Annotated in this window: 19 protein-coding genes; 7 read left to right on the top strand and 12 right to left on the bottom strand. The window is 46.0% G+C overall.

The annotated features are described in order from the left end of the window. Window positions 1-289: 289 nt before the first annotated feature. The 4 genes from E0D71_RS13640 to E0D71_RS13625 all read left to right on the top strand — a co-directional run bounded on the left by E0D71_RS13640 (window position 290) and on the right by E0D71_RS13625 (window position 5,778). Window positions 290-1,048 carry a sulfite exporter TauE/SafE family protein gene (locus E0D71_RS13640; RefSeq protein ID WP_133003866.1) on the top strand — a complete coding sequence of 253 codons (759 nt, stop codon included), beginning with the start codon at window positions 290-292 and terminating at the stop codon, window positions 1,046-1,048. After that, on the top strand, window positions 1,045-2,415 hold the full coding sequence (locus E0D71_RS13635) for an aldehyde dehydrogenase family protein (RefSeq protein WP_133003865.1): 1,371 nt from the start codon (window positions 1,045-1,047) through the stop codon (window positions 2,413-2,415). Before E0D71_RS13640 ends, E0D71_RS13635 begins: the two co-directional genes overlap by 4 nt. Before the next feature lie 283 nt (window positions 2,416-2,698). Next, window positions 2,699-4,090, top strand: coding sequence for an aminotransferase class III-fold pyridoxal phosphate-dependent enzyme (locus tag E0D71_RS13630; protein ID WP_133003864.1), 1,392 nt, complete (start codon window positions 2,699-2,701; stop codon window positions 4,088-4,090). A 221-nt stretch (window positions 4,091-4,311) separates the two neighbouring features. Then, on the top strand, window positions 4,312-5,778 hold the full coding sequence (locus E0D71_RS13625) for a PLP-dependent aminotransferase family protein (RefSeq protein ID WP_133003863.1): 1,467 nt from the start codon (window positions 4,312-4,314) through the stop codon (window positions 5,776-5,778). A gap of 32 nt (window positions 5,779-5,810) precedes the next feature. Here the strand turns inward: E0D71_RS13625 and E0D71_RS13620 are convergent, their stop codons facing one another. From E0D71_RS13620 to E0D71_RS13570, 11 genes are all read right to left on the bottom strand, one after another. After that, window positions 5,811-6,614 carry a glutathione S-transferase family protein gene (locus E0D71_RS13620; RefSeq protein ID WP_133003862.1) on the bottom strand — a complete coding sequence of 268 codons (804 nt, stop codon included), beginning with the start codon at window positions 6,612-6,614 and terminating at the stop codon, window positions 5,811-5,813. Between the two features lie 485 nt (window positions 6,615-7,099). Continuing rightward, complete coding sequence (locus tag E0D71_RS13615; protein WP_133003861.1) at window positions 7,100-8,017, bottom strand: LysR family transcriptional regulator; 918 nt, start codon at window positions 8,015-8,017, stop codon at window positions 7,100-7,102. A gap of 223 nt (window positions 8,018-8,240) precedes the next feature. Continuing rightward, a complete protein-coding gene (locus E0D71_RS13610) occupies window positions 8,241-9,737 on the bottom strand; it encodes an aldehyde dehydrogenase (RefSeq protein WP_133003860.1) in 1,497 nt (498 codons plus the stop codon). Beyond that, a complete protein-coding gene (locus tag E0D71_RS13605; protein WP_133003859.1) occupies window positions 9,734-10,975 on the bottom strand; it encodes a Zn-dependent hydrolase in 1,242 nt (413 codons plus the stop codon). The genes E0D71_RS13610 and E0D71_RS13605 overlap by 4 nt, the downstream gene beginning before the upstream one ends. Window positions 10,976-11,007: 32 nt before the next feature. Continuing rightward, complete coding sequence (locus E0D71_RS13600; protein ID WP_133003858.1) at window positions 11,008-12,735, bottom strand: thiamine pyrophosphate-binding protein; 1,728 nt, start codon at window positions 12,733-12,735, stop codon at window positions 11,008-11,010. Window positions 12,736-13,010: 275 nt separating this feature from the next. Further along, window positions 13,011-13,718 (bottom strand): aldolase/citrate lyase family protein, encoded by a 708-nt coding sequence (locus E0D71_RS13595; protein WP_133003857.1) that lies wholly within the window; start codon window positions 13,716-13,718, stop codon window positions 13,011-13,013. Window positions 13,719-13,721: 3 nt separating this feature from the next. After that, a complete protein-coding gene (locus tag E0D71_RS13590; protein WP_133003856.1) occupies window positions 13,722-15,005 on the bottom strand; it encodes a TRAP transporter large permease in 1,284 nt (427 codons plus the stop codon). Then, window positions 14,998-15,462, bottom strand: a complete 465-nt coding sequence (locus tag E0D71_RS13585) for a TRAP transporter small permease (RefSeq protein ID WP_133003855.1) — start codon at window positions 15,460-15,462, stop codon at window positions 14,998-15,000. The genes E0D71_RS13590 and E0D71_RS13585 overlap by 8 nt, the downstream gene beginning before the upstream one ends. A 3-nt stretch (window positions 15,463-15,465) precedes the next feature. Further along, complete coding sequence (locus tag E0D71_RS13580; RefSeq protein ID WP_133003854.1) at window positions 15,466-16,467, bottom strand: DctP family TRAP transporter solute-binding subunit; 1,002 nt, start codon at window positions 16,465-16,467, stop codon at window positions 15,466-15,468. A gap of 348 nt (window positions 16,468-16,815) precedes the next feature. After that, the gene (locus tag E0D71_RS13575) at window positions 16,816-17,469 is read right to left on the bottom strand and encodes a peroxiredoxin (protein WP_133003853.1); all 654 of its coding nucleotides are present in this window, start codon (window positions 17,467-17,469) and stop codon (window positions 16,816-16,818) included. A 179-nt stretch (window positions 17,470-17,648) separates the two neighbouring features. Further along, entirely contained in the window at window positions 17,649-19,010 is a 1,362-nt protein-coding gene (locus E0D71_RS13570; RefSeq protein ID WP_165943006.1) for a sigma 54-interacting transcriptional regulator, read from the bottom strand. A 201-nt stretch (window positions 19,011-19,211) separates the two neighbouring features. Here E0D71_RS13570 and E0D71_RS13565 point away from each other — a divergent pair, with 201 nt between their 5' ends. The 3 genes from E0D71_RS13565 (at window position 19,212) to sulP (ending at window position 23,469) form a co-directional block, all read left to right on the top strand. Then, window positions 19,212-20,090 carry an MBL fold metallo-hydrolase gene (locus E0D71_RS13565; RefSeq protein ID WP_133003851.1) on the top strand — a complete coding sequence of 293 codons (879 nt, stop codon included), beginning with the start codon at window positions 19,212-19,214 and terminating at the stop codon, window positions 20,088-20,090. A gap of 73 nt (window positions 20,091-20,163) precedes the next feature. Continuing rightward, window positions 20,164-21,747, top strand: a complete 1,584-nt coding sequence (locus E0D71_RS13560) for a bifunctional protein tyrosine phosphatase family protein/NAD(P)/FAD-dependent oxidoreductase (protein ID WP_133003850.1) — start codon at window positions 20,164-20,166, stop codon at window positions 21,745-21,747. A gap of 12 nt (window positions 21,748-21,759) precedes the next feature. After that, a complete protein-coding gene (sulP, locus tag E0D71_RS13555; RefSeq protein ID WP_133003849.1) occupies window positions 21,760-23,469 on the top strand; it encodes a sulfate permease in 1,710 nt (569 codons plus the stop codon). 109 nt (window positions 23,470-23,578) lie between these two features. On the opposite strand, the gene E0D71_RS13550 is transcribed toward sulP, so the two are convergent. Then, window positions 23,579-24,502, bottom strand: a complete 924-nt coding sequence (locus E0D71_RS13550; RefSeq protein WP_133003848.1) for a LysR family transcriptional regulator — start codon at window positions 24,500-24,502, stop codon at window positions 23,579-23,581. Window positions 24,503-24,507 lie beyond the last annotated feature (5 nt).

The raw sequence follows: 24,507 nt of genomic DNA, 5'->3' as shown, positions 1-24,507 counted from the left end.
ATGGTTTATCGATAAGCGCGTTATAGTGTTTATAATAAAGACTTAAAAACAGCCATGCTTAATGGAATGATAAGCCATGTAGATCCTCTCATGGCTTATCATTCTAATCCTTTCAAAGAAACCTCTTTTCTATTACTACACCAAATTCTTCCCTGACATCTTGTGGCCAACGCCAAATGTAAGAAGCCAATGCGGTCTGACGTTATTCTCAAACTGGACCTATGAAGTGTTTTTTCTTCTCAATAGACTGTGAACACTAAACACAACTGGGTGCTATTAAGGGTTAAAGATGGATGTAGTCTCTTTGTCGAATGAAAGTCTTATATGGCTGTCTCTGGCGATTGTTTTTGCCTCGGCGATCACGTCAATTACTGGCATGGCAGGTGGTGTATTGATGTTTTCCGCCATGAGCGTCTTTATGCCAGTAAAACCTCTGATTGCGATTCATGGTGTGGTTCAGGTGTTTAACAATGCAGCACGCAGTTGGTTTTTGCGTACCAGTATTCGCTGGAGAATGTGTTCCTTGTTTGGTATCGGGGCAGTCTTAGGCGCCTTGATAACCACATTGTTTATCGTTCAGTACGTTGGTGAGTTTTTTCCATTGCTGCTGCTCGTTTGTTTGATTTTATACACCTTGTTTAAGCCAAAACACATGCCACAAGTGAAAATCCAAGAGAAAAATTTCTTCTGGGTGGGCATTGCAACAGGGGCTATGGGGATTGTGGTTGGGGCTATTGACCCCTTGTTAGCGGTGTTTTTTATTCGCGACGATTTAACCAAAGAGGAAGTGGTTGCCAATAAGTCGTTGATGCAAATGTTTGCTCACTTAACCAAAATCCCTGCGTTTTTATTCTTAGGTTTTTCGTTTCTGGATAACGCATACCTCATTCTGGTGTTGAGCATAGCGGCGGTGGTCGGTGCCAAGCTGGGTGTGATTGTGCTGCGTTATATCAATACCAAGTTTTTCTTTGCACTAATGAAGCTGGCTTTGTTCATCGCAGCAGGCCGTATTATTTATCAATTGATTCAGATGGGAGTTCCGCTATGAGCCAAACGTATTCTTTAGTTAATCCGTATAACAATGAACTATTGGGTGAGTATGAATACTCATCTTGGGCGCAAATCGAAGAAAAGCTGGCGCTATTAAAACAAGGTCAGAAAACGCAGCGTAAGACGGCGGCTTTTGAGCGTGCCAATATATTAATGACGTTGGCGTCTTTATTAAAAGACAATGCTGAAAAGATGGCTAAGCTCATCACGTTAGAAACCGGAAAAACGATTTCAGATTCTCGTGTGGAAATGGTCCGTGCGGTGAATGCCACCATCGCCAGTGCAGAAGAAGCGCGCCAAATCAGCGGTGAAGCCTTAGATTCTGATGCCTATGCGGCGGCAGGCGGAAAAATTGGTGTGGTGTGTTGGCGTCCGCTTGGCACTATATTTTGCATCACGCCGTTTAACTTTCCAATCAACATAGCGATGCACAAAATTGGCCCTGCGTATGCGGCAGGCAACTCGATCCTATTCAAACCAGGCCCACAAAATACCGCGTCTTCTCAGTTGTTAGTCGACTTATGTTATGAAGCGGGCATTCCACAAAATGTGCTGCAGTTCTGTATGCCGCCATTGTCTGACTTAGACCGTTTGAATGCACACCCTGCGATTAACGCGATTAACTTTACCGGTGGTACGGCGGCGGCGAACGCTATTTCAGCGGCGGCGGGTTATAAAAAGCTGTTGCTTGAACTGGGTGGTAATGACCCTCTTATTATTATGGAGGATGCGGATCTAGAAGCCGCGGCCAAATCGGCAATCAACCATCGTTTTGCGACGGCAGGACAACGCTGTACGGCGGCGAAGCGTCTTTTCATTCACGCTGCTGTGTACGACAAATTTAGAGATATTTTGGTTGAAAAGAGCGCGGCCTTGGTCATTGGCGATCCTATGAAAGACGATACTTTTGTTGGGCCTGTGATTCATCAGGCGGCCGCAGACGAAATTCGTAAACGCATTGAAGGTGCGATTAATGATGGGGCGACGGTGGCATTAGGTAATCAATACGAGGGGGCATTTGTGTACCCAACGATTCTTGAAAATGTCAGCGCGGACAGCGAAGTGATGATCGAAGAAACCTTTGGCCCTGTGATGCCATTGTACAAATTTGATGATGTGGAAGAGATTATTCCGATTATCAATAACACCGCTTATGGCTTGCAGGCAGGTATTTTCAGTAACAACTTATCCGTAATTCGTTATCTGTTTGAAGAGCTGGATGTGGGGACGTTAGCGACCAATGATGGCCCAGGTTTTCGCACCGAGCACTTTCCTTTTGGCGGCGTAAAAGAAAGTGGCGTAGGACGTGAAGGAATTAAATACGCGATACGTGAAATGAGTCATACCAAAACATTGGTTATTTAACCTATTTCATTTAGTTGTGTGTGAAAAGCGGCCTAGAGTCGCTTTTTTTATATTTCTATCTATCTGATTTTTATAGTTTTAATTTGATTTCTTGATGAGTTCTAGATGCTGTTGATCTGGTCTTATCATTGCGTTGCTTCTGGTTCTAACAGTTTCTCTAGGAGAAGCGTAATTTTACTCTATCGGAAATAAATAGGTGGCTTGGTTGATCTTTGTTTTCGAGAGAAGAAAACAAAAGAACCTCGTTAAGTTGGTAAATTCAGCAAGAATTGGAGTGGTTACTATGACGTACGATGTAAATGATTTTGACTCTTTGGATGTGGTAAACAACGATCGTGATCATGTTTGGCATCATCTTGCTCAGCATAAGCCATTTGAAAAAACAGGCCCAATGGTGATCGTAAAGGGTGAGGGCATGAGAGTGTGGGATTCAAAAGGAAATGAATACCTAGACGCGGTTTCTGGCGCGGTTTGGACGGTAAACGTAGGCTATGGCCGTACTGAGATTGCGGACGCAGTGCGCGACCAATTAGTCGAAATGAACTACTTTGCACAAACCGCGGGTAACGTTCCTGCGGCGAAGTTCTCCAAAAAGCTGATTGATAAAATGCCAGGTATGAATCGAGTATATTTCTCAAACTCAGGTTCAGAAGCCAATGAAAAAGCCTTTAAAATCGTGCGTCAAATTGCTCATAAGAAATACGGCGGCAAAAAAACCAAGATTCTATATCGTGACCGCGATTACCACGGTACAACCATTGCGACATTAAGTGCATCAGGCCAATACGAGCGCCGTAATCAATACGGTCCATTTGTACCTGATTTCGTCGAAGTACCTCATTGCTGCGAATATCGAGCGCAAGATGATGCAGATAAAAGTAACTATGGTGTTTGGGCCGCGAACCAAATCGAGAAAGTGATCTTGGCGGAAGGCGCAGACACCATTGGCGCCTTGTGTCTTGAACCCATCACCGCAGGCGGTGGTGTGATTGAGGCGCCTGCGGGTTATTGGCCTCGTGTCCAAGAGATTTGCAAACAGTACGATATCTTGCTGCATATTGATGAAGTTGTGTGTGGTTTGGGTCGTACAGGGACTTGGTTTGGTTATCAGCATTATGGTGTGAAGCCTGATATTGTGACCATGGCTAAAGGTGTCGCATCGGGTTATGCCGCGATTTCTTGTACGGTTACAACAGAGGCGGTGTTTGAAATGTTTAAGGAAGACGAAGACCCACGCATGGGTTACTTCCGTGACATTTCGACCTTTGGTGGCTGTACAGCAGGCCCAGCGGCGGCGCTGGTTAACATGGAAATCATTGAAAACGAGAAACTATTGGAAAACGCCACACACCAAGGTGAATACTTGCGTGGTCGTTTAAGCGATTTGATGTCAAAACACCCACTCATTGGAGAAGTGCGCGGCAAAGGGTTATTAGTGGGCATCGAATTGGTGAAAAATCGTGCGACGAAAGAACCCGTAGAAGAAGAAACCGTCATGGCCATTGCGGGTCATTGTATGGCTAATGGTGTCATTATTGGGCGTACTAATCGTTCTTTCAAAGCGTTTAATAATACCATTTGTTTGGCGCCTGCTTTGATCTCGACTAAAGAAGACATGGACCAATTGGTTGCGGCATTAGATGACGCTATTGCAGACGTGACCAGCAAAATGTAATGCTTTGTGTTGAATGTGAGAATAAGCCCTAAAAGAGGCGCGGTGTTATGTCGCATTTCGAGGCTTTGTCTTAGTGTCAAAGCTCAGCATGGCGTGCTGAGCTTTGACCTTCTAAGTCTTATCGCGCCAGTGTTCACGTCTACAGTGGGTATTTGTGTGTCGAGACGACGCTTTTCTCGTTAGAAAATGTCCAGTCACGCTTCATTTTAAGGTGTTTTTCTATGATGCAACTTTTCCACCTTTCTCAAAGCAAAGACAGCAGTTTACAAAAGCAATTACGCGAACAAATTGCGCTCGCCATTATGAAAGGCAGTATCCCATTGGACATTCCACTGCCATCCAGCCGCAAGCTCGCTGAACAATTGAACATTGGACGCAATACAGTGGTGTTGGCCTATGAGCATTTATTGGACGATGGCTATATTGTCGCCCGAGAAAGGCGTGGCTATTTTGTTAACCCTGATATTTTAGGCGGCCAAGTGAGCGCGTCGCTAAGACCCACCGAGGAAGAATATAAACGCCCAGACTGGGAGCGTCGCTTTAAAGTTCAGCCCACTGGCCAGACGAATATTGTCAAAGTGGCCGATTGGCAATCTTATGAATACCCATTTATTTATGGGCAATTTGACGAAAAGATCTTCCCGAGTGTTAACTGGCGAGAATGCTGCCGAGATGCCGCCAGCGACACGGCATTAAACGATTGGGCCTCTGATAATTTAGACAATGATGACCCACGTCTGATTGAACAAATCCGCACGCGTTTATTACCAAGAAGAGGCGTATGGGCATCCCCAGAGCAAATACTCATTACGGTCGGTTCACAGCAGTCTCTGTTTATGTTGGTGCAACTGTTATTGGACCAACATTCTGTATTGGGCCTTGAAGAGCCGGGTTATGTAGATGTGCGCAATATTGCCAGTTTGCATAAATGTCAGATTAAGTCGCTGGCGATCGACGCTGAAGGTCTGATCGTAGACGATCAGCTTAAAGGTTGTGATCTCATTTACACCACGCCCAGCCATCAATGTCCTACGGCCGTCACCATGCCCATTGAACGACGTTATGAATTGTTGAATCGCGCAAACAGCGAGGATTTTTTAATCATTGAAGACGATTATGAAAGTGAAACCAACTTCAATGGCAAACCCAGCCCTGCGTTAAAGAGCTTAGACACCAGTGATCGAGTGATTTACATTGGCAGTTTGTCGAAAACCTTAGCGCCGGGTTTACGACTGGGGTATGTGGTGGCGTCAGAGCGCTTGATCCAAGAAGCCAGAGCGTTACGGCGCTTGATGATCCGCCACCCAGCAAGTAATAATCAGCGCGCGACCGCGTTCTTTTTAGAACGGGGTTATTATGATGCGCTGATGATGAACATCTCTCGAAATTACCAAGCCCGCTGGAATGCCATGAACCGCGCACTAAACAAATACCTACCAGGAAGTTACGAAGTGCCCACCTTTGGCGGCTCTTGTTACTGGGTAAAGGGTCCTAAAGAGCTTGATGCGCTGGTACTGCAAAAATTGGCCCAGAAAGAGAGTATTCTAATTGAGCCTGGCAATGTGCATTTCTCTCAAGAGAATAGCCCCAAGCATTATTTCCGCTTAGGTTTTTCCTCTATTTCCACTGATCGTATTGAGCCAGGGATTCAGAAACTCGCAGCGATTATTCAAAAGGCCTGCCGCTAAAGGATAGGCCTTGTTGAGTGCATGATAGTTAGTTAGTTAGAAAACATCCTTTTGATTTTCAAAATCAGGCGCAGGAAAGACAAGGGTACTGGTGGCATCCACTTTTTAATGCCGTTTTTGTAAGAGTCTCGTTTTTCAAATGCTTTTGCCCAGCGTTTGACGTGACTGTATTGATCCACAGGAAAGCCCAAACCGCTTAATAGTACGTATTGGGGAATCCAAGCAATATCGGCAAGAGAGAGTTGTTCTCCAACAATCCAAGCATGTTGTGCCAGTTTGCTATCAATTTCTGAAAACACCTCGTGTATTTGTTCCGCGGCTTCTTTTACTCGTCCTTCAGGAAACCCTTTTAAAGACTGTTCGTGGAACGCTAATAGCGTTTTATCTGGTTGAATTTGACGATAGCGCTCCATATCACTTTCTGCTTTTGTTCCGCCTCCTAGGGTGCCGTAAACAAAAGTTTTAATGGTATTAACGTGTATTTCAGAGGCGAAATTCACCCAGTACTTTACGTCTGCTGCGAGTGCTTGGCTGTCAGTTGGAATGAGCGCTGGTTCAGGAAACTTCTCTTCTAGATACAATAAAATATCGTTGGATTCTGTGACTATCTCACCATTATAAACAATCGCAGGTACTAAGCCTTTTGGGTTGATTTTCAAGTACCAGTCTTCTAGATTTTCTTTTTTGCTTAGGTTGACCTTATGACTCTTCCAAGGGATGTTTTTTTCTTCGGCCATGATTCTTACGCGCATTGAGCAATTGGAGATACCAGCATGATAAATGTGCAGGCCTGTCATGGATTTTATCTCTTGGTCATCAGTCTGGATAATCGGCATTCTTGTTGCTCCTAATGAAAAGGGTGGGTTTCTGTCGTAGATCAAGGGACAGATATTTAGTTGATAAAGACAACCATATGTCAATTTGATTGATCTTGTCAACTTGTTTTCTGCGAATGCTGTTATGACTGAGTTTCTTGGGCAAGAGCCACTTTTCGCCTGACAGGAAGGCTTAACAATAGACAACACAACAATAGGCCGCTTCCCAGCATCACCACAAGCGTCTGCAGAAACTGGCTATTTTGTCTGTAAAGATAGCGACTATTCTGGGTGGAAGGAGCAAGTCTGGGTGGAAGGTGCAGTCTATGATAAAGCCGCGAATAACGTCGCAATGGGTGTTAATTTACGTTACTAATCTGGTTGTGTAAGTTGATAAGAAACCGCTTAAGCTTTCTTTCCCTTTAGCTTAAGCGGTTTTGCGGTGTTTCTAGAGACTACTTTTAAAACCTTGCATTTAGTCTCTTAGGTTTTCTATTTTGATCGCACTATTTATTCTGTAATGCTGCCATCAGGGCGCTAAAGAAAACCTCTTCCGCCTCGCTGAATTTCGGCATTTTGTTCCACATTAAATACAAGCTGATGCGAGCCAAACCATCGTAGGGAGGAAGCTGCCAAAGGTTTCCAGAAAGTACATCTTGCTGCACGACATTTTCTGGTAAGGCACCAATACCAAGGCCTGCTTTAATCATTCTTCTTACTTCTTCTAAGTTATCACTGGTGCCAACAATGCGACCTTCGAGCCTTTCTTGTGCTCTGTAAATGGCCAGTGGGGCCAATACACCATCGAGTTGCTCGCTAGCGAATGACACAAAGAATTCGTCTCTTAAGGCTCTGATACTGATGTTTTCTTGCTGGTATAAATGATGATCTTTTCCGCAATATAGATTGTATTTTTGACTTAACAAAAGCGTGTCAGACAATTCGGCGTGTTTTCTGTATTTGAGGCAAATACCAATGCTGGCGGTGTAATTAAGCAAGTTTTGTTTCACATACTCACTGGAACCAGACAAAATTTCGAAAGTGACCCTTGGGTTATTTTTGTGAAATTCTCCCAAGACATGGTCAAAAACATCGCTGTTTATTCCAGTGACTAAGGCGATTCTGACAATGCCGCTTAAGTCATGGGGCGTTGCGCGTACTGCGGTGGTCAGGCGGGCGATACTGCCGTAAATCACAATGGCTTCACGATAAACGAGTTCGCCTGCTTTGCTTAATTCGAAGGTGGTTCCGTTGCGAATAATTAAACGCTCGTCCAATCTCTCTTCAAGGCGTTTAAGGGCTAAGCTGATGGCAGGTTGAGTGAGGTGCAAGCGATCTGCGGCGCGGCTTATACTGCCTTCTTGTACAATGGCAATAAAGGTTCTTAATAGATTCCAGTCGAGCCTGTCATGAATGCCAGACATAGTTTATCCGCCTATGGAGCTGAAAAATTAACTGATCATAGTACAGTTAATTTCTTTTGAAAGGTATTTCATGCGATGAAAATTTTGTGCTGTTTAGTGGCGTAGGGCACTATAGTGAGCTTTCTTCATCTCCTTTTTACCTGCGCAGCACCTTCTTTAAGTACAGAAAGTGCTGCGACAATGGCCAGTAATGCTCTATTTTGGGTGTTGCTTCAAACCAAACTTATTCGTTTAGATCAATCCAAGTTGATTTTAGATCCGTGTATTTTTCCAGAGCATGGATGGACTTATCGCGACCAAAACCGGATTGTTTTCTACCCCCAAAAGGAACTGTGATAGCCCCATCAGCATAGCTGTTCACCCAGATCATTCCTGCTTGAAGCTTTCGAGAAACACGATGGGCTCGGCCAAGGTTGTTGGTCCAAAGTCCTGCGCCTAAGCCATAGTCAGAATCATTGGCAAGGGCAATGACTTCCGCCTCTGTGGTAAATCGACATAATCCGAGTACCGGCCCAAACAGTTCTTCTTGCATAACCAAATTGCTATTATCGCTGCATTCAAGAATGGTGGGATTTAAGAACCAGCCTTCTTGAAGTTCTGAGCGCAGGGCAGGGGTAAGCTCTTTCGCACCGCCAGCAATGGCTTCTTCGACGCCTGCAATAATACGTTCAAACTGCAATTGGTCGACGATTGCCCCTGCTAAATTGTCAGGGTTAAGGGGATTGCCAGGTTGATATTTCTTTGCTTCTGCGAGCAGTAAGGGCAAAAAGCGGTCATAAATAGAATCTTGCACATACAGGCGCGAAGCGGCAATGCAGACCTCACCTTGATTAATAAAGATGGCCGCTGCTGCGGTGGCGGCGGCGCGCTCTAGGTTCTCATAATCATCAAAGATAATTTGTGGCGATTTACCACCACACTCTAGCCAAACTCGTTTCAGGTTAGAGTGTGCCGAATACTCCATAAAGCGTTTACCAGTCAGCGTGGACCCGGTGAAGGTCAAACAGTCTACATCAGGGTGTAGGCCTAAGGTTTGTCCTGCTACCTTGCCTTGGCCTGGCACGATTTGTAACACGCCATCAGGCAGGCCAGCTTCTGCTGCCAGCGCAGCAAGACGAATCGCCGTTAAACTCGATTGTTCAGCAGGTTTGACGATCACACTGTTGCCTGTGGCAAGAGCGGGGGCAATTTTCCAGCTGGTAATCATTAAGGGAAAGTTCCAAGGCACAACCGCCGCAATCACGCCTAACGGCTCTCGCGTTACCGTGGCCAAGACGTTTTCAGCGGTAGGCAGTACTTCATCATTAATGGTCTCGATGGCACCGGCGTAGAAGCGAAAGCAGCGAATTGCTTCGGGAACATCAAAGGCGAGCGCGTCGGCTGCCGTCTTGCCCATGTCCAAGCTTTCCAGTAAGGCCAATTCTTCCGCATGCTCGGCCATCAGATCTGCAAGCTTTTCAAGTACAACACGACGTTGGCTTGGCGATATGCGCGCCCAATCACCTTGATTAAATGCCGCGCGGGCGCCTGAAACGGCACGGTTTACATCATTTTCACTGCAATCGGCAATGTGCGTCAGTGTCTGTTTATTCGCTGGGTTGATGCATGGCAAAGTGCGTTGATCTTGCGCATCACAGTAGTGGCCATTGATCCAAGCGCGCCCTTCAAAAGAGAGCGCGTCTTGCCGTTTTAGCCAATCTTGGTGAGTTAATTTGCTCATAGTGCGCCCCCAGCTTCCGCTAACATAGCGTTTAACAACACATGGGCGCCAGCTTCTAATTCATCGGGTCGTGCGTCTTCTATTTCGTTATGGCTAATCCCCCCAATGCAAGGGACAAAAATCATGGCCGTTGGGATGGTGCGACTTAAATAAACCGCATCATGGCCCGCGCCACTGATCATTTCTATGTGCGGCAGCGCTAGAGAATTGACCGCGTCACGAACACGGTTAATACAGTCTTCATTAAAATGAGTGGGTGGCATCTTTTGAACCACTTTTAACGCGATCTCGATGCCTTCCTTTTTCTCTTCGAGCAATAAGGCTGCAAACTCGTCGTGCATTTTATCGAGTTCTGCTTTGTCACTGTGGCGTAGGTCTACGGTAAATTTCACGCGACCAGGCACCACATTACGCGAGTTAGGGTGCATGTCTAACTCACCCACTGTCACGCGGCCATCTGGCTGACGAGAGTCAGCAATGGTGAGAATGCGATTAATAAGTTGTGAGGCGGTTTTTAATGCATCTCGGCGGTAAGACATCGGGCTTGGACCTGCATGACACTCTTGGCCTGTCACAACAACGTCATACCAATACAGGCCGAGGGCACCTGTCACCACGCCAACCGGTAGGTTTTCGGTGTCGAGTACAGGGCCTTGTTCAATGTGAGCTTCAAAATAGGCTTTTACATCGTAACCGCCAACCGCTTCACTGCCCGCGTAATTAATGCGTTTTAGCTCGTCGCGTACACTCATGCCGGCTTTGTCTTGAGCCGATAAGGCTTCTTCGAGTGTTAAGGTGTTGGAAAATACACCAGAACCCATCATCACAGGGACGAAACGTGACCCTTCTTCGTTTGTCCAGATGGCGACATCAATAGGGTGATCTGTGGTGATTTTTTGCTCGTTAAGGGTTCGAATGACTTCTAATCCCGCTAAGACACCATAGTTACCATCAAATCGCCCCCCAGTCGGTTGGGTGTCAATGTGGCTGCCACACATAACAGGGGCTAAGTCCGCTTGGCGACCTTCGCGACGGGCAAAAATATTGCCAATTTGATCAATTCGAATGCTCATGCCTTCGTCACGGAACCAGCGGATTACTAAGTCGCGCCCAGCTTTGTCTTCGTCAGTTAGCGCCAGTCGACAGTTGCCACCTAGAGGTGTTGCGCCAATTTTTGCGAGATCCATTAAAGATTGCCATAGGCGAGAGCCATTCACTTTCATAGGAGATTGCGTCATCGTTGTTCTCTCTTTCAATCGTTAAATTAGGGTTAAGCGTTAGTTGACTTAGCTTGATCGCTCAGCGCTTGCTCACGTATTGAGCTAAGCAATTGGCCTGGTGCAATGCCATTTGAGTCGTATCTGAGCTCAATAATGGCGGGCAGCTTTTCTGTTTCAGCAAAAGACAGCGCATCACGGAAAGCCTGTTCAAACTCAGTGTCTTTCGTGACTATGGCACCTTTGCCTCCGTAGGCTTCAATCAGATGAGAAAACTCAGGGTTGGCGAAAGTGAGGGCAATTTCACGACCAGGGAACTCTCTTTCTTGGTGGGCACGAATCGTCCCCCACATACCGTTGTTGAACACCAAGATGACAATGCCCAACTTGTACTGCATCGCCACAGCCAACTCTTGTAAATTCATTTGAAAGCAACCATCACCGGCGTAGCAGATAGACGGCTCATTTGGGTATTCAAATTTATAACTGATGGCGGCAGGCAAACCGTAGCCCATGGTGCCGACAGTGGAGGCTAGAGAGCTACCATGACCAGAGAATTGCATGTAACGATGGGGATAAAGTGCATAGTTACCGGCACCCACCGTCACACAGCCACGCCCGCCTAATACTTCATTGACTGTGCAAGAAACCTTGTCGAGGCTTAACGAACCAGGGGAACTAAGCGGGGTTAACGACGCCAGATAGGCTTGGCGTGCTTGCTGACGTAGACTTGCCCAACGAGCAGCTTGAGTGGGTGTTAGCTCCGCGAGCATAGAGGCAAAACCGCACACACTGGCATTAATAGCAAGGTCTGGGCGATACACTCGGCCCAATTCTTCAGGGTCAGGGTAAACATGAATAAAGGTTTGCTTTGGTTGAGGCGATTCGATCCATGAATAGCCTTCACTGCTGGCTTCGCCAATGCGGGTTCCAACGGCAAGGATGAGGTCGCTGTTTTTCAATTGTTGACGCAATTCTTCTGTCATCGACCAGCCAACATGGCCGACAAATTGCTCGTCGTGCTGGTCATAACATTCTAAGCGGCGCCATGCGACGCCAACGGGTAGGTCGAATCGTTTCGCAAACTCAGCCACTTGTGCTGTGGCTGTGGTGCTCCAACCGCTGCCGCCAATCAAAAGAAAAGGACGTTCAGCCGCCTCTAAGCGTGTTTGTAAATCCTGCATTTGCTGTGAATTTACATAGCTTTGTAGTGGCGCCATCGGGGCGACATTGGCCACAACAGATTGATCCCACAAGACGTCTTCAGGTAGGGCTAAAACAACAGGGCCAGGTCTGCCGCTGGTGGCTACATTCCAAGCACGAGTAACGTATTCTGGGATGCGGTCGATAGAGTCGATTTGCGCCACCCACTTAGTCATTTCGCCGAACATGCGGCGGTAGTCGATTTCTTGGAAGGCTTCGCGTTCGACAAAGTCATTGCCTACTTGGCCAACAAATAAAATTAATGGCGTAGAATCTTGATACGCGGTATGCACACCAACCGATGCATTTGTTGCCCCTGGACCACGGGTAACAAAGCAGATTCCAGGTTCACCGGTAAGCTTGCCGTAGGCTTCTGCCATATAAGCTGCGCCACTTTCTTGACGACAAGTGACGGCTTGGATGCTGTCTGTGTGCTCATTAAATGCATCGATGCAGGGTAGGTAGCTTTCGCCAGCGACCATAAAAATGCGTCGTGCACCTTGCATTTTAAGTTGCTCAACTAGAATTTGTCCGCCGTTGCGTACTTGTGTTTGTTTATCTTGTGTTGCATGAGACATGGCTTTCTCCAGAATTTTTTAATTCGTGCTTGAGTCCAAACACAGAGATAAAGGTCATCGTTGTAAAATCAGCATTTAAATAATGAATAAGGCGTGATAAAAATCATCTGCATCATATTTATCTTTACTTGCCTGTTCGTCAATTTTGCAAATTTAATAGGGCGTATAATTCGATTTTATGTGAATTTAAAACGCACGAGTCCCTTCTCTCATTAATTGAATTTAAAGAGTGAAAATGTATTGGTGTTTTGTTTTGTGTCTTTTTAGAAGTCTTTCTAAGTTTCTAATTTAGGTATTTGCTTTCTGTCTATTATGCACTTTGAGCGAAAACCTGATTGATAAGAGAAAGCCAAATCTTTTTCATAGTCAGATTTGTTTTTTTGACTTTCGGTTAAATCAGGCCAAGGCCCATCAATGGCGATAATAGAATGTTGTAAACAAGTCGCTAGAAAGGTTTCGCGCTGAGGTCTCATCATTTCCATTCTCATTGGCTCTTTTGATAACCCCAAGGATGTCGATAAATCCCCAGTGCCTAGCAAAGCTGCCAAGATGTTCGCAGGGCAAGACATGATCGCCTCGAGATTTGTTATCCCAGCATGGCTTTCGATGGTGGGCACAATAGGAGTATTTGCCAAGCCGCACTGCGTCATTGCGTCAGTGAGTAGCAACAATTGTTCGGATGTTTCTACTTGTGGAAGAAAGAGAGCATAAGGCTTGGTGTGGCCGAGCAACAAGAGTTGTTCGGCCCCTCCATTTGATAACGCGTCGATGCGAATGGCACAAGCGACCTCGTTTTGTTGGCAGAGAGTCACCGCTTGTTGGAATTGCTCACAAGCAAGAATTTTGTTTTCTTTTGCGGTGAACTCTTCCAAATCGATGACGATGACGGTTGGCGACGCTTTGGCCGCCTTTTCAATCGCATCAAGGTCATCCCCTGCAATAAACAGCCAAGAATCAATGGTGTTTGAGCTTGAAATAGTCATGCGTTACTCCATTAAATTCGGTAGGTAGAGAACAATTTCAGGCACAAAGATTAATAATATAAGTACCATGACCATAGACGCTAGCATTAATAATAATGGACGGAATGCCTCAGATGTTTTTATTCCTGCAATGCGACAAGAGGCCATTAGATCAATACCAAGCGGTGGTGTGTTTGCCCCAATGGCGAGGTTTATGGTTAATAAAACACCAAAATGTATTAGATCGATGTTGTAGGTTTGTAATAAAGGTAAAACAATCGGTGTGATAATAATAATGATGGCAATACTTTCCATGAAAGTACCAAGAACTAATATGACAGCCATCAATAAAAGTAAAACACTGTATTTACTGCTTGTTAGATCCGCTATTAATGCAGCAACCGCTTGAGGAACCGCTTCATAACTTAAACACCAAGCGAATAACCCCGCCGCAGCGATAATCAACAAAATGGCCGCGCTGGTTTCTGCGGTTTCCTTTAGTGAATCCCATAGCGCGTTTAGATCCAAGCAACGGTAAATGAAAAAGCCCAAAATCAATGCATAAACAATGGCAGAAATGGCGGCTTCGGTTGGTGTGAAAATCCCCAGTCTAATACCACCGATTATCAATACCGGCACGATAAGCGCTGGAATAGCATCACGTAATGCGATCAGTTGCTCCATTCTGGAAAAGCGTTTACCGCCAGACCAGCCGTTTTTCTTGGATAAATACACAGCAACAATAATGAGCCCTGTTGCCAATAGTATTCCAGGAATAATACCGCCCATAAAAAGTTTGCCGATGGACGCATTGGCCGTGGTGCCATAAATGATCATCACGATACTAGGGGGAATAACCGTCCCTAACGAACTTGACGTGCCGACCAAGGCCGCGCTGAAACCAGGGGCGTAGCCTTCTTTTTTCATCGCAGGTAATAGCATACTGCCGATGGCGACAACGTCCGCCACTCCAGAGCCTGATAAGGCGCCAAAGAGCATACAAGCCAGCACGGCAACCACGGCTAAGCCACCTGGTTTGTTCCCAACGATCGCCATGCATAAATTAATAATGCGGACCGTGAGCCCTGCTCGGTTCATCAGCTGGGCAGCAAAAACAAACAGAGGAATCGCCAGCAATGTGAAGCTATGCATGCCAGCCACATATTGTTGTGCTGCGACCATCATGGGCGCCGCATCAAAAAATAATAAGTACCCTAAAGCCGCAATGAGCAGGCTAAATAGGATAGGTACGTCAATAATTAAACAGACAGCAAAAATTGCTAATAGTGATAAAGCGCCACTACTCATGGGAAGATCTCCAACTTGCACATAAGGTTGCAATGTGAACAAGGCCAATAAAAGTACAGCTCACAGGCACACTGAGATACAGCAGTCCGACTGGCCACTGCATTGCAGGGGTGTGTTGATTTATCGTCAGCAAGGTAAGATCCCAGCCCGATTTGGTTAATAAGACCATCGCCGCAATAATCAGCACATCTACCAGACGGTGAAGTAGTCGGGTTATTTTTTGGTTTTTTAGCCACAGAGCCAAAATGCCAGCCGACAGGTGAGAGTTGTTTTTACTGCACCAAACAGCCCCCGTCATAGCGACCCAAATTAATAGGAACTGAGGAAGCTCCTCTGCCCAGTGCGGTGTGACGCCAGCAAAGAAGCGCATAAAAACGATCCAGGCGATCAGGGAGGCCATAATGGCCACCCCGACAGCGGAAAGATAAAGGTTAAGTTTGATTAAAAGGCGCAGCATTTTTTACTCTCCAGATGTTTGTTCTGCTGCGGCGTATTGTTTGACTAAGTCGATCATGTCCTTGCCTAGAATGGGTTCGTATTTCTTCCAAACAGGGGCAACCGCGGCGGCAAAAGGCGCAGTATTTACCGTATTAATAACCATGCCTTGATCTTCTAGTTTCTTAATCAATTTGGAGTCGTCGTTCTGGGTCATAACTCGCTGTTTATCACGCCATTTATCGGCTAGTTTCTGCACCGTTACCTGATCTTCATCAGACATACGCTTCCAAGTGTATTGGGAAAAAGCCAAACAAGCAGGAGACCAAACGTGGCCAGTTAATGAAACGTACTTTTGGACTTCATAGAAAGAGGAGGAGTAAATAATAGCCAGTGGATTTTCTTGAGCATCGAATACGCCCTGTTGAAGAGCGGAATACAGCTCACCAAATGCAAGAGGTGCAGGGCTGGCGCCTAAGCCAATAAAGGCATCGAGTCGCATCTTGTCTGGGGTAACGCGGATTTTTAAGCCATCTAGGTCGTTAGGCGTGTTAATCGGTGCTCGATTATTGGTGATATGACGAAAGCCATTTTCCCACCAAGACACGATTTTAATATTGTGCTTGAGAGCAAGGTTTTCTAAGCGATCACCAAGCTTGCCGTCATAGGCAGCATAAGCGGCTTGACGATCCGGCCAAGCATAAGGGAGTTCTGAAATACCAAATTTTGGTTCAACCGGCTGGAATGAACCACAGCCAATGATACCGGCTTGAATGCTGCCAATTTGCAGGCCTTCAACTAGGGTGTTTTCATTGCCTAATTGGCCACTCGGGTAGAGCTTGATAGTAACGCGGCTGTTGGTTTGATTTTTAACGTCTTCGGCAAATCCTTTTGCTGCCACATTCCAGCTATGGGACTCTGGCAATACGTCCGCCAGTTTGATTTCCAATGCTAAGGTTTGGTTTGCGGCCAGTGCGATAGAAATTGCACTGAAAGTGAGTAGTGAACTTTTGATGGAGTTTCTCATAATTTACCCTTTGTGTAATATTTGTTATGTCAACTACACAATTGCTTAAATTTTGTGAATCTACAATTTTTTATATTTAATGATGCGCATAAATTTGATTAATACCATTTGTATTTTACGTCGCTGCACTAAAATAGAGTTTTTAGGTAGCCGCGCTAGGCCAGAGGCAGGGTGCGTTTGCTGTGAGAGGGGGGCTTGCCCCATTTTGGTGTTGGGTTTTGTTTTGTTATTGTGCGCTTTAGTGAGAGACATTAAATTTCAAAGAGGGGTGTTGAGAATAAAAAAACCAGAGCAGGCAACTGATCTGGTTTTCGTAGCGTTTGGTGAATTGCGTCTTAGTTTTTGAGACTAAGAGGGCATTTTCGCCATACGAAGGTAAGGCAGTACCGCGTTTACTTCGCCGAATTTTTCTTTGGCCTGTTCGTCATTTAAGGACAGAGCCACGATAACATCTTCTCCAACGGTCCAGTTGGCTGGCATGGCAATCGGTACGCCATAGCTCGCTTGTAGAGCATCCAGTGCACGCAACACTTCGGCAAAATTACGACCCACAGACATTGGGTAAGTCATGGATAATTGCAACTTTTTATCTGGACTAATGATAAACACCACGCGTACGCTGGCTGAGTTTGCCGCGGTGCGACCATCGGGCAAGTAAGCATCGGCTGGTAGCATATCAAGCGCTTTTGACACCGTTAAGGATTCATCTGCGATGATCGGAAAGCTGGCTTTGGCACCAGAAAAAGACTCAATGTCTTTTTTCCATTCTTTGTGTTCTGCCACGCCATCAACAGACAAGCCAATTACTTTAGTACCGCGTTTTTCCCATTCAGCAGACAATTGAGACACGGCGCCAAACTCTGTCGTACACACAGGCGTAAAATCTTTTGGGTGGCTGAATAAAATGGCCCAGCTGTCACCAATCCAATCGTGAAGCTTAAAGGTGCCTTGATCTGTTTCGAGTTCTAAATTTGGAACGGTATCGTTAATGCGTAAGGACATCACTATTCTCCTTTGAGTCTCGTTTATTCAGCAGCCTATTCAGGTGACTGAGGTTTGGCCTATTGCGTTATGCAATTTAATTCTTTGCCGTCAAGTGCGTGACTTGATGAAATAACATTAGATCTTTCTAATATTGCTTGCAACCACTATCGAACTATTGGCTTTATTTAAGAAAACTATCACGACTCAAGTTTTCGATAGAGTGAGCGTAGACTAATGCCTGCCACCGCCGCCACCTTTTCTTTGTCATGATGATGGCGAACCATTAACTCTGCCAAGTAATGTTTTTCCGCTGTTTTTAAGTCTGGCCATTCTGCTTTCGTTGCAGACATTATGCTGGCTTGGGGGGATGGGTGAGGCAACAGCAAATGCTCGCTGTGCTGGTGAAGCTCGTGGTCTATGTTTAAGCACTCTTCAATTGTGCGCCGTTCGATGAGGTTGGTGTCGGTCAAAATGATGGCGCGGTTAAGTATGTTTCTTAGCTCTCGAATATTGCCAGGAAAATTATATCGTTTCAGAGTTTGCAGTGCCGAGTCCGTTAGGTGATATTCCTTTCCTTCGCTAATACGGGCCAATAACGTCGATATGAGCAAGGGCAAATCGTCTTGTCGTTCACGCAATGACGGCACATAAACGGGGAACACATTAATTCGGTAATAGAGGTCTTGGCGGAATTCACCTGTTTTGACCATGTTTATCAGGTTTTTATGTGTTGCGCAGACGAGCCTAAAATGGCTGTGCTTAACGGTTGATGAGCCAACTGGCCGAAAGGAGCCCGTTTCAATTAGCCGCAATAATTTCACTTGCATAGAGAGCGGAACATCCCCTATTTCATCAAGGAACAAGGTGCCACCATTTGCCTGTTCTACTAAGCCAGTACGATGGTTGTTGGCACCGGTAAAGGCGCCTTTTACATGACCAAATAGCTCGCTTTCAAATAAGGAGTCGGTCAGTCCTGCGCACTCCAGTGTAACCAAAGGATTGTTGGAGCGTTGACTGCCTTGATGAATGGCGTGGGCAACCAGTTCTTTACCGCTGCCTGATTCACCCAGCAGCAAAACAGAGGCTTCGCTGTGACTTACACGGGTAATCTTCTCAAGCATTTGATTGAATTTTTTACTGGAGCCAACCAGGGCGCTTGTGATGTTTTCTGCGCTAGCAACGGCGACAGCGCGTAATAATTCAACAAAGAAAAGCAGCTCACCTTGGTGGTCATGTATTGGCAGCATCTCGACATCCACATGTTCTTTTCCTCGAGGCGTTTGGTGGATGTGAAGCACTCGCTCTTTGTGCCCCGTTTGTTGTACGGCGGATAGAGGGCAATCTTCTCCCGCTTCATCGCAGGGAACTGAGTAGCCGTGGGACACTTCAAAGCAACGAGGTTTTTTCGCAAATGAGACTTCTCCAAATTCTTGTCGATAGTACTCGTTAGTCGCAAGGATCTGATAATCCACAGAGACAAGAATGGCGGGGCAGTCGTAGCCCTCCAACATGTTTGAAAGAGCGCCATAAGGCAAACGGTCAGAAGCAATGATAGTCATAAAGGCAGTGTCATATTTGGCAAGGTTAGCGTCAAATATGGCAAAGCGGGTGAGATTAGTCAAAGAAAGCCGAATCAGAATTGTATTTTATTGATATAAATCAGTTGGTTAGGTTTGTTTTTGATGTTGGCACGGTTTCTGCTCTATATAAATAATCAACCGACTTTCGGTTACCAATTGATTAAATAGGGGAAACAGATCATGACTCATTCCGTGATAACGCCCAAGGTCGCTGCTTTTTTTGACAAAAACTCCAATACATTTTCGTATGTCGTTAAGGACCCTAGCTCAGTAAGCTGCGCCATTATTGATAGTGTTTTAGATTTTGATTACGCCTCCGGTAGTACCTCTTATAGCGGTGCGGATGAAATTATAGAGTATGTCAAAGGGCATAAGCTGAGCGTTGAATGGCTTATTGAAACCCATGTTCATGCCGATCACCTTTCAGCCGCACCGTATTTACAAGACAAACTGGGTGGGAAAATTGGTATTGGCCAACAGATCACCACAGTGCAAGACACCTTTGCCACTGTCTTTAATGAAGGCGCTGGTTTTAAGCATGATGGCTCACAATTTGATTATTTATTTCAAGATGGTGAGCACTATCAAGTAGGCGCCATGCCTTGTGTGGCAATGCACACACCGGGTCATACCCCAGCATGCTTTACTCATGCCTTAGGAGACGCTGTTTTCGTTGGTGACACCTTGTTTATGCCTGATGCTGGTACGGCGCGTGCCGATTTTCCTGGCGGCGATGCGGCGACCTTGTTCGACTCCATCCAAAAAATATTGGCCTTGCCTGACGATTATCGCATTTTTATGTGCCATGACTATTGCCCAAACGGTCGAGAGTTAGAGTACCAAACGACGGTTAAAGCTCAGCGTGAAAGCAATATTCATGTGCGCAAAGACATCAGCAAATCGGTTTTTGTTGATTTGCGTGAAACACGAGATAAAACCCTCGATATGCCGCGACTTATTCTACCTTCATTGCAAATTAATATGCGCGCTGGGCACATGCCAGAGCCTGAGGATAATGGTTTGGCCTATCTAAAAATCCCATTGAATGCCTTTAAGTAGCTCACTTATTCACAACATGATTATAAAAAATATTTTAATAACAATGACTTAATAGAAATATCGAGAGATCACTATGATACGCAAACAAATAACTCGCCATTACTCAATGTCTGAGCAAATCAGCTTAGAGGATGTGGATCGCTTGGCCGAATCCGGCGTCACCCTGATCATTGGCAACCGACCAGATAATGAAGAAGAAGGGCAGTTAGCCTTTGCTGAGATAGCCGCACGAGCAGAAAAAAACCACATCAAAGCGCTGCATATTCCATTTGCTGGTGGCCAAATGCAGGCCACCGATGTGGCGGCGTTCAAGGCCGCGCTTAAAGAAGCGGATAACGTTCATGCTTTTTGCCGCACAGGGAACCGTTCTACCCTAATTTGGGAAGCGGCCAATCAAAGCGAAGTGATTTCAAAAGCCCATGACAAAGTCAAAGAATTCGATGTGGTGATTGTTGGTGCGGGGACGGCCGGAATCTCAACCGCGGCAAGCTTATTAAAGCGTAAACCCAGCGTGCGTATTTGTTTGATTGATCCTGCGACAGACCACTTTTATCAACCGGGTTGGACATTAGTGGGCGGCGGCGTGTTTAAAGCGGAAAAGACCCGTAGAAACATGGCGGATGTGATGCCCAAAGGTGTTGCATGGATGAAAACGTCAGTCAAAACTTTTCAACCTAGTGATAACCAAGTCACGCTTGAAGACGGTCAAGTGATTGCTTATCAGCAATTGGTGGTGGCCTCGGGTCTAAAATTAGATTGGGCGGCGATCGAAGGCTTGCCAGAAGCGCTAGGGCGCAATGGCGTGACGTCTAACTACCGATATGATCTGGCGCCTTACACTTGGGAGCTGGCTAAGACGCTAAAAGGAGGCAAGGCGATTTTTACTCAACCACCAATGCCAATTAAGTGTGCCGGTGCGCCACAAAAAGCCATGTATTTGTCTTGCGATCATTGGTTAAAACAAGGGGCACTGGATGAGATAGAAGTGTCCTTTTATAACGCAGGAGGCGTCATATTTGGTGTTCCAGATTACGTACCAGCGTTGAATGCGTATCTGGAAAAATATCAGGTAAATACGCATTTCACTCATAACTTGGTGAAGGTGGATGGACCGAATCAAGTGGCGTATTTTTCCGCAAAAGATGAAAACGATCAACCTGTTATGATCGAAAAAGAGTTTGATATGCTGCATGTTTGCCCACCGCAATGCGCGCCAGATTTCATTCGCAGCAGTGCATTGGTTGATGATGCCGGTTGGGTCGATGTGGACAAAGAAACATTGCAGCATACGACCTTTGACAATGTGTGGTCATTGGGCGATGTGGCCAATACACCAAATGCGAAAACCATGGCGGCTGCTCGCAAACAAGCGCCGGTTGTCGCCCAAAATATTTTTGATGTGCTCGAAGGTCGCCCGATTAAGGCAATTTACGACGGTTATGGTTCGTGTCCATTAACCGTTGAGCGCGGCAAAATTGTATTGGCAGAATTTGGTTATGGTGGTGTGGTCATGCCAACCTTTCCAAGCTGGCTTAACAAGGGCACCAAGCCGACACGGTTAGCCTGGATATTAAAAGAAGACCTATTGCCGCCGTTTTATTGGCACGGCATGTTGAAAGGGTATGAATGGTTCGTTAAGCCAACAATGCGCAAATAATGAGAGCTCAGCATGATAGTTGAACGCGTTTTCCCCGCCGTTTCTTGGTTGAAAAGCTACAATCGAGTGCAATTTGGCCAAGATGCTACGGCGGCCTTTATTGTGACCATGTTGTTGATTCCTCAGTCTTTGGCTTATGCCATGTTGGCTGGCGTGCCGCCGGAAGTTGGTTTGTATTCGAGTATTTTGCCCTTGGTGCTTTACGCGCTCTTTGGCACCAGTACGTCGTTATCCGTAGGGCCGGTGGCGGTGGCGTCTTTGATGACAGCCACCTCATTGGCTGCGATAGCAGAGCAGGGGACGGCAAGTTATTTGACTGGCGCCATTACCTTGGCTTTGTTATCAGGCGTCATCTTGCTGGCGATGGGGGTGATGAAACTAGGCATGATCACCAATTTGCTTTCCCATTCGGTGATCTCTGGCTTTATTTCAGCCTCAGGGATCATCATTGCCTTGAGCCAGCTCAAGCATATCTTTGGTGTTCAGGCTCATGGCGACAATGTGGTGACACAATTGCTGAGCATGGCAGGCAATATTGGCCAGTTTAATGCCATGACGTGTGCGGTGGGCGTCTCGGTTGTGGCATTTTTGTTGCTGGCGAGGCGTTATGCAAAGCGCAGTTTGATGCTGATTAAAGTGCCAGAAAGCAACGCGGCATCTTTAGCAAAAACCGCGCCCATCCTAGGCGTGTTGGCCAGTTTGGCATTGGTTTATGTGTTCGACTTACAGGCTTATGGCGTGGCCATTACAGGAGACATTCCAGCGGGCTTACCGCACTTCGGGTTGTCGCTGCCGTCTATAGAGTTGGTGAAAAGTTTGGCGTTACCAGCGTTGATGATTTCTGTTATTGGCTATGTGGAATCCATTTCTGTGGGCAAAACCTTAGGCGCAAAGCGACGAGAAAAGGTACAACCGAACCAAGAGCTGATTGGTTTAGGCGCGGCCAATATTGCCTCCGGTTTGTCGGGCGGTTTTCCTGTGACAGGGGGCTTCTCTCGTTCAGTGGTGAATTTTGATGCGGGCGCCGTGACTCAGTTGGCAGGAGTGATGACGGCCATTGGCATCATGATCGCCTCTTTGGTGCTGACTCCTGTGTTGTTCTTTTTGCCTAAGGCGACGCTTGCCGCCACTATTATTGTGGCGGTGATGACTTTAATCGATTTTTCTATATTGAAAAAGACGTGGTTTTTTTCACGCAGTGATTTTTATGCGGTGTTGGCCACTGTCGTGATTACCCTTTTATTTGGTGTGGAAGTGGGCGTGGCTTCTGGCGTTGGTTTATCTGTCTTGTTGCATTTATCGCGGACTTCTCGGCCGCATGTGGCGGAAGTGGGCTTGATTGAAGGCTCTGAACATTTTCGCAACGTAAAACGCTATGACGTCAAAACCGCCGCTAATTTACTTTGTTTACGGCCTGATGAGAGCTTATTTTTTGTCAATGCCGCGTTTCTTGAAGACTCGATTTTAGAGTCGATTAACCAGCGTCCTGCCATCACTCATGTGGTGATCCAGTGCAGTGCGGTCAATGATATTGATTTTAGTGCATTAGAAATGCTGGAATCGCTAAACACAGAGCTGCAGGCGGCTAATATTTCATTGTCTTTGTCTGAAGTGAAAGGACCGGTAATGGACAGTCTAGAATTTAGTGGTTTTTTACAGCATCTAAGTGGCAAGGTGTTTCTATCGCAATATCAAGCCTTTAAGACATTGGCAAATGGGTAAGATGCTGATGAAATAAAGGGCGCTTACGGAATAGCCGTGATCCTAGGATAACCAAGTTGAATGACGTATTTGGCTTGGTTATTTTTGGACGGCACAGGCGCCGTATTTATCACCGTAACGGCGAAAGTGCCAGTAAGCACTGGTAAAAAGCCTGCGCCGCTGGTGTGAGTGTGTCCTGATGACTTTTGAGCACCAATGAAAATTCACTGCTAAATTGCCATTGGCTTGGGTTCAGAGCAACTAAGTCTTTTTGATGGCGGTTATTGTCGATCAAGTGAGTAGGTAAAAAGCTAAGATGCGTCCCCGCCATGGTTAATATTACGCCCGATTCCACATTCCAACCGTCGATTAATTTCATGTCGTCATATTGATCCACCTGCAATATTTCTTTCATTATTTTGGCCGAATAGCCGCCGATGTTTATACGTTGCCCTGCCAGTGAATAGTGATTACGGATGATTTTGGCCGCCACGTCCTTTCTGGCGAATAGCTGGCTTTGCTCATAAAACAAAGGTTCGACATGGGCAAAATGGCTAGTGTTGTAATCGCTTAGTACAACTATCATCATATCTAATTGGTTTTTAGAGAGTTTTTCGTTTAAAAAAGTATAATCACCGACTTCTAATGAGATGTCGACGCTGTCGCTTAGTTGGTAAAAATTCTCGATTGCTTGCGGAATGATGTTGTCTTCAAGGGTGATGGTATTGTCCAATACACCCACTCGAACATGGCCGGTTAGGGTGGATCGAACACCTTTCAGTTTGAAAGAGAAGTCGCTCAATACTGAACTAAGCTCATTCGCATAACGGTACACCGTGTGTCCTTCACTGGTTAACTCAAAACCACTTCGTCCACGCTGACACAGTTTTATTCCTAGGCTCTTTTCTAGTTCTATTAATTGATTGCTTAAAACCGGTTGGCTAAGCCCTGTGCTATGGGTGGCATTACTGATGCCATTTTGTTCGACAATTTCGCAGAATAGCTCGAGTCGACGTAAATCTCGTTTGTCCAGTTTGCCAGCATTATTGATCATCTCGA

This window comes from Marinomonas sp. KMM3893 (assembly GCF_004352855.1).
Lineage (GTDB): Bacteria > Pseudomonadota > Gammaproteobacteria > Pseudomonadales > Marinomonadaceae > Marinomonas > Marinomonas arenicola.
The sequence above is the reverse complement of the archived record's forward strand: the minus strand, read 5'-3'. Positions and strand labels throughout refer to the sequence as shown.

Excerpts from the sequence above, each read along its gene's own strand:
- E0D71_RS13605 (WP_133003859.1), bottom strand. The coding sequence starts at position 10,975 with ATGACGCAATCTCCTATGAAAGTGAATGGCTCTCGCCTATGGCAATCT.
- E0D71_RS13550 (WP_133003848.1), bottom strand. The coding sequence starts at position 24,502 with ATGATCAATAATGCTGGCAAACTGGACAAACGAGATTTACGTCGACTC.
- E0D71_RS13600 (WP_133003858.1), bottom strand. The coding sequence starts at position 12,735 with ATGTCTCATGCAACACAAGATAAACAAACACAAGTACGCAACGGCGGA.
- E0D71_RS13620 (WP_133003862.1), bottom strand. The coding sequence starts at position 6,614 with ATGCCGATTATCCAGACTGATGACCAAGAGATAAAATCCATGACAGGC.
- E0D71_RS13580 (WP_133003854.1), bottom strand. The coding sequence starts at position 16,467 with ATGAGAAACTCCATCAAAAGTTCACTACTCACTTTCAGTGCAATTTCT.
- E0D71_RS13590 (WP_133003856.1), bottom strand. The coding sequence starts at position 15,005 with ATGAGTAGTGGCGCTTTATCACTATTAGCAATTTTTGCTGTCTGTTTA.
- E0D71_RS13575 (WP_133003853.1), bottom strand. The coding sequence starts at position 17,469 with ATGTCCTTACGCATTAACGATACCGTTCCAAATTTAGAACTCGAAACA.
- E0D71_RS13635 (WP_133003865.1), top strand. The coding sequence starts at position 1,045 with ATGAGCCAAACGTATTCTTTAGTTAATCCGTATAACAATGAACTATTG.
- E0D71_RS13610 (WP_133003860.1), bottom strand. The coding sequence starts at position 9,737 with ATGAGCAAATTAACTCACCAAGATTGGCTAAAACGGCAAGACGCGCTC.
- sulP (WP_133003849.1), top strand. The coding sequence starts at position 21,760 with ATGATAGTTGAACGCGTTTTCCCCGCCGTTTCTTGGTTGAAAAGCTAC.
- E0D71_RS13560 (WP_133003850.1), top strand. The coding sequence starts at position 20,164 with ATGATACGCAAACAAATAACTCGCCATTACTCAATGTCTGAGCAAATC.
- E0D71_RS13565 (WP_133003851.1), top strand. The coding sequence starts at position 19,212 with ATGACTCATTCCGTGATAACGCCCAAGGTCGCTGCTTTTTTTGACAAA.
- E0D71_RS13570 (WP_165943006.1), bottom strand. The coding sequence starts at position 19,010 with ATGACTATCATTGCTTCTGACCGTTTGCCTTATGGCGCTCTTTCAAAC.
- E0D71_RS13615 (WP_133003861.1), bottom strand. The coding sequence starts at position 8,017 with ATGTCTGGCATTCATGACAGGCTCGACTGGAATCTATTAAGAACCTTT.
- E0D71_RS13585 (WP_133003855.1), bottom strand. The coding sequence starts at position 15,462 with ATGCTGCGCCTTTTAATCAAACTTAACCTTTATCTTTCCGCTGTCGGG.
- E0D71_RS13640 (WP_133003866.1), top strand. The coding sequence starts at position 290 with ATGGATGTAGTCTCTTTGTCGAATGAAAGTCTTATATGGCTGTCTCTG.
- E0D71_RS13630 (WP_133003864.1), top strand. The coding sequence starts at position 2,699 with ATGACGTACGATGTAAATGATTTTGACTCTTTGGATGTGGTAAACAAC.
- E0D71_RS13595 (WP_133003857.1), bottom strand. The coding sequence starts at position 13,718 with ATGACTATTTCAAGCTCAAACACCATTGATTCTTGGCTGTTTATTGCA.
- E0D71_RS13625 (WP_133003863.1), top strand. The coding sequence starts at position 4,312 with ATGATGCAACTTTTCCACCTTTCTCAAAGCAAAGACAGCAGTTTACAA.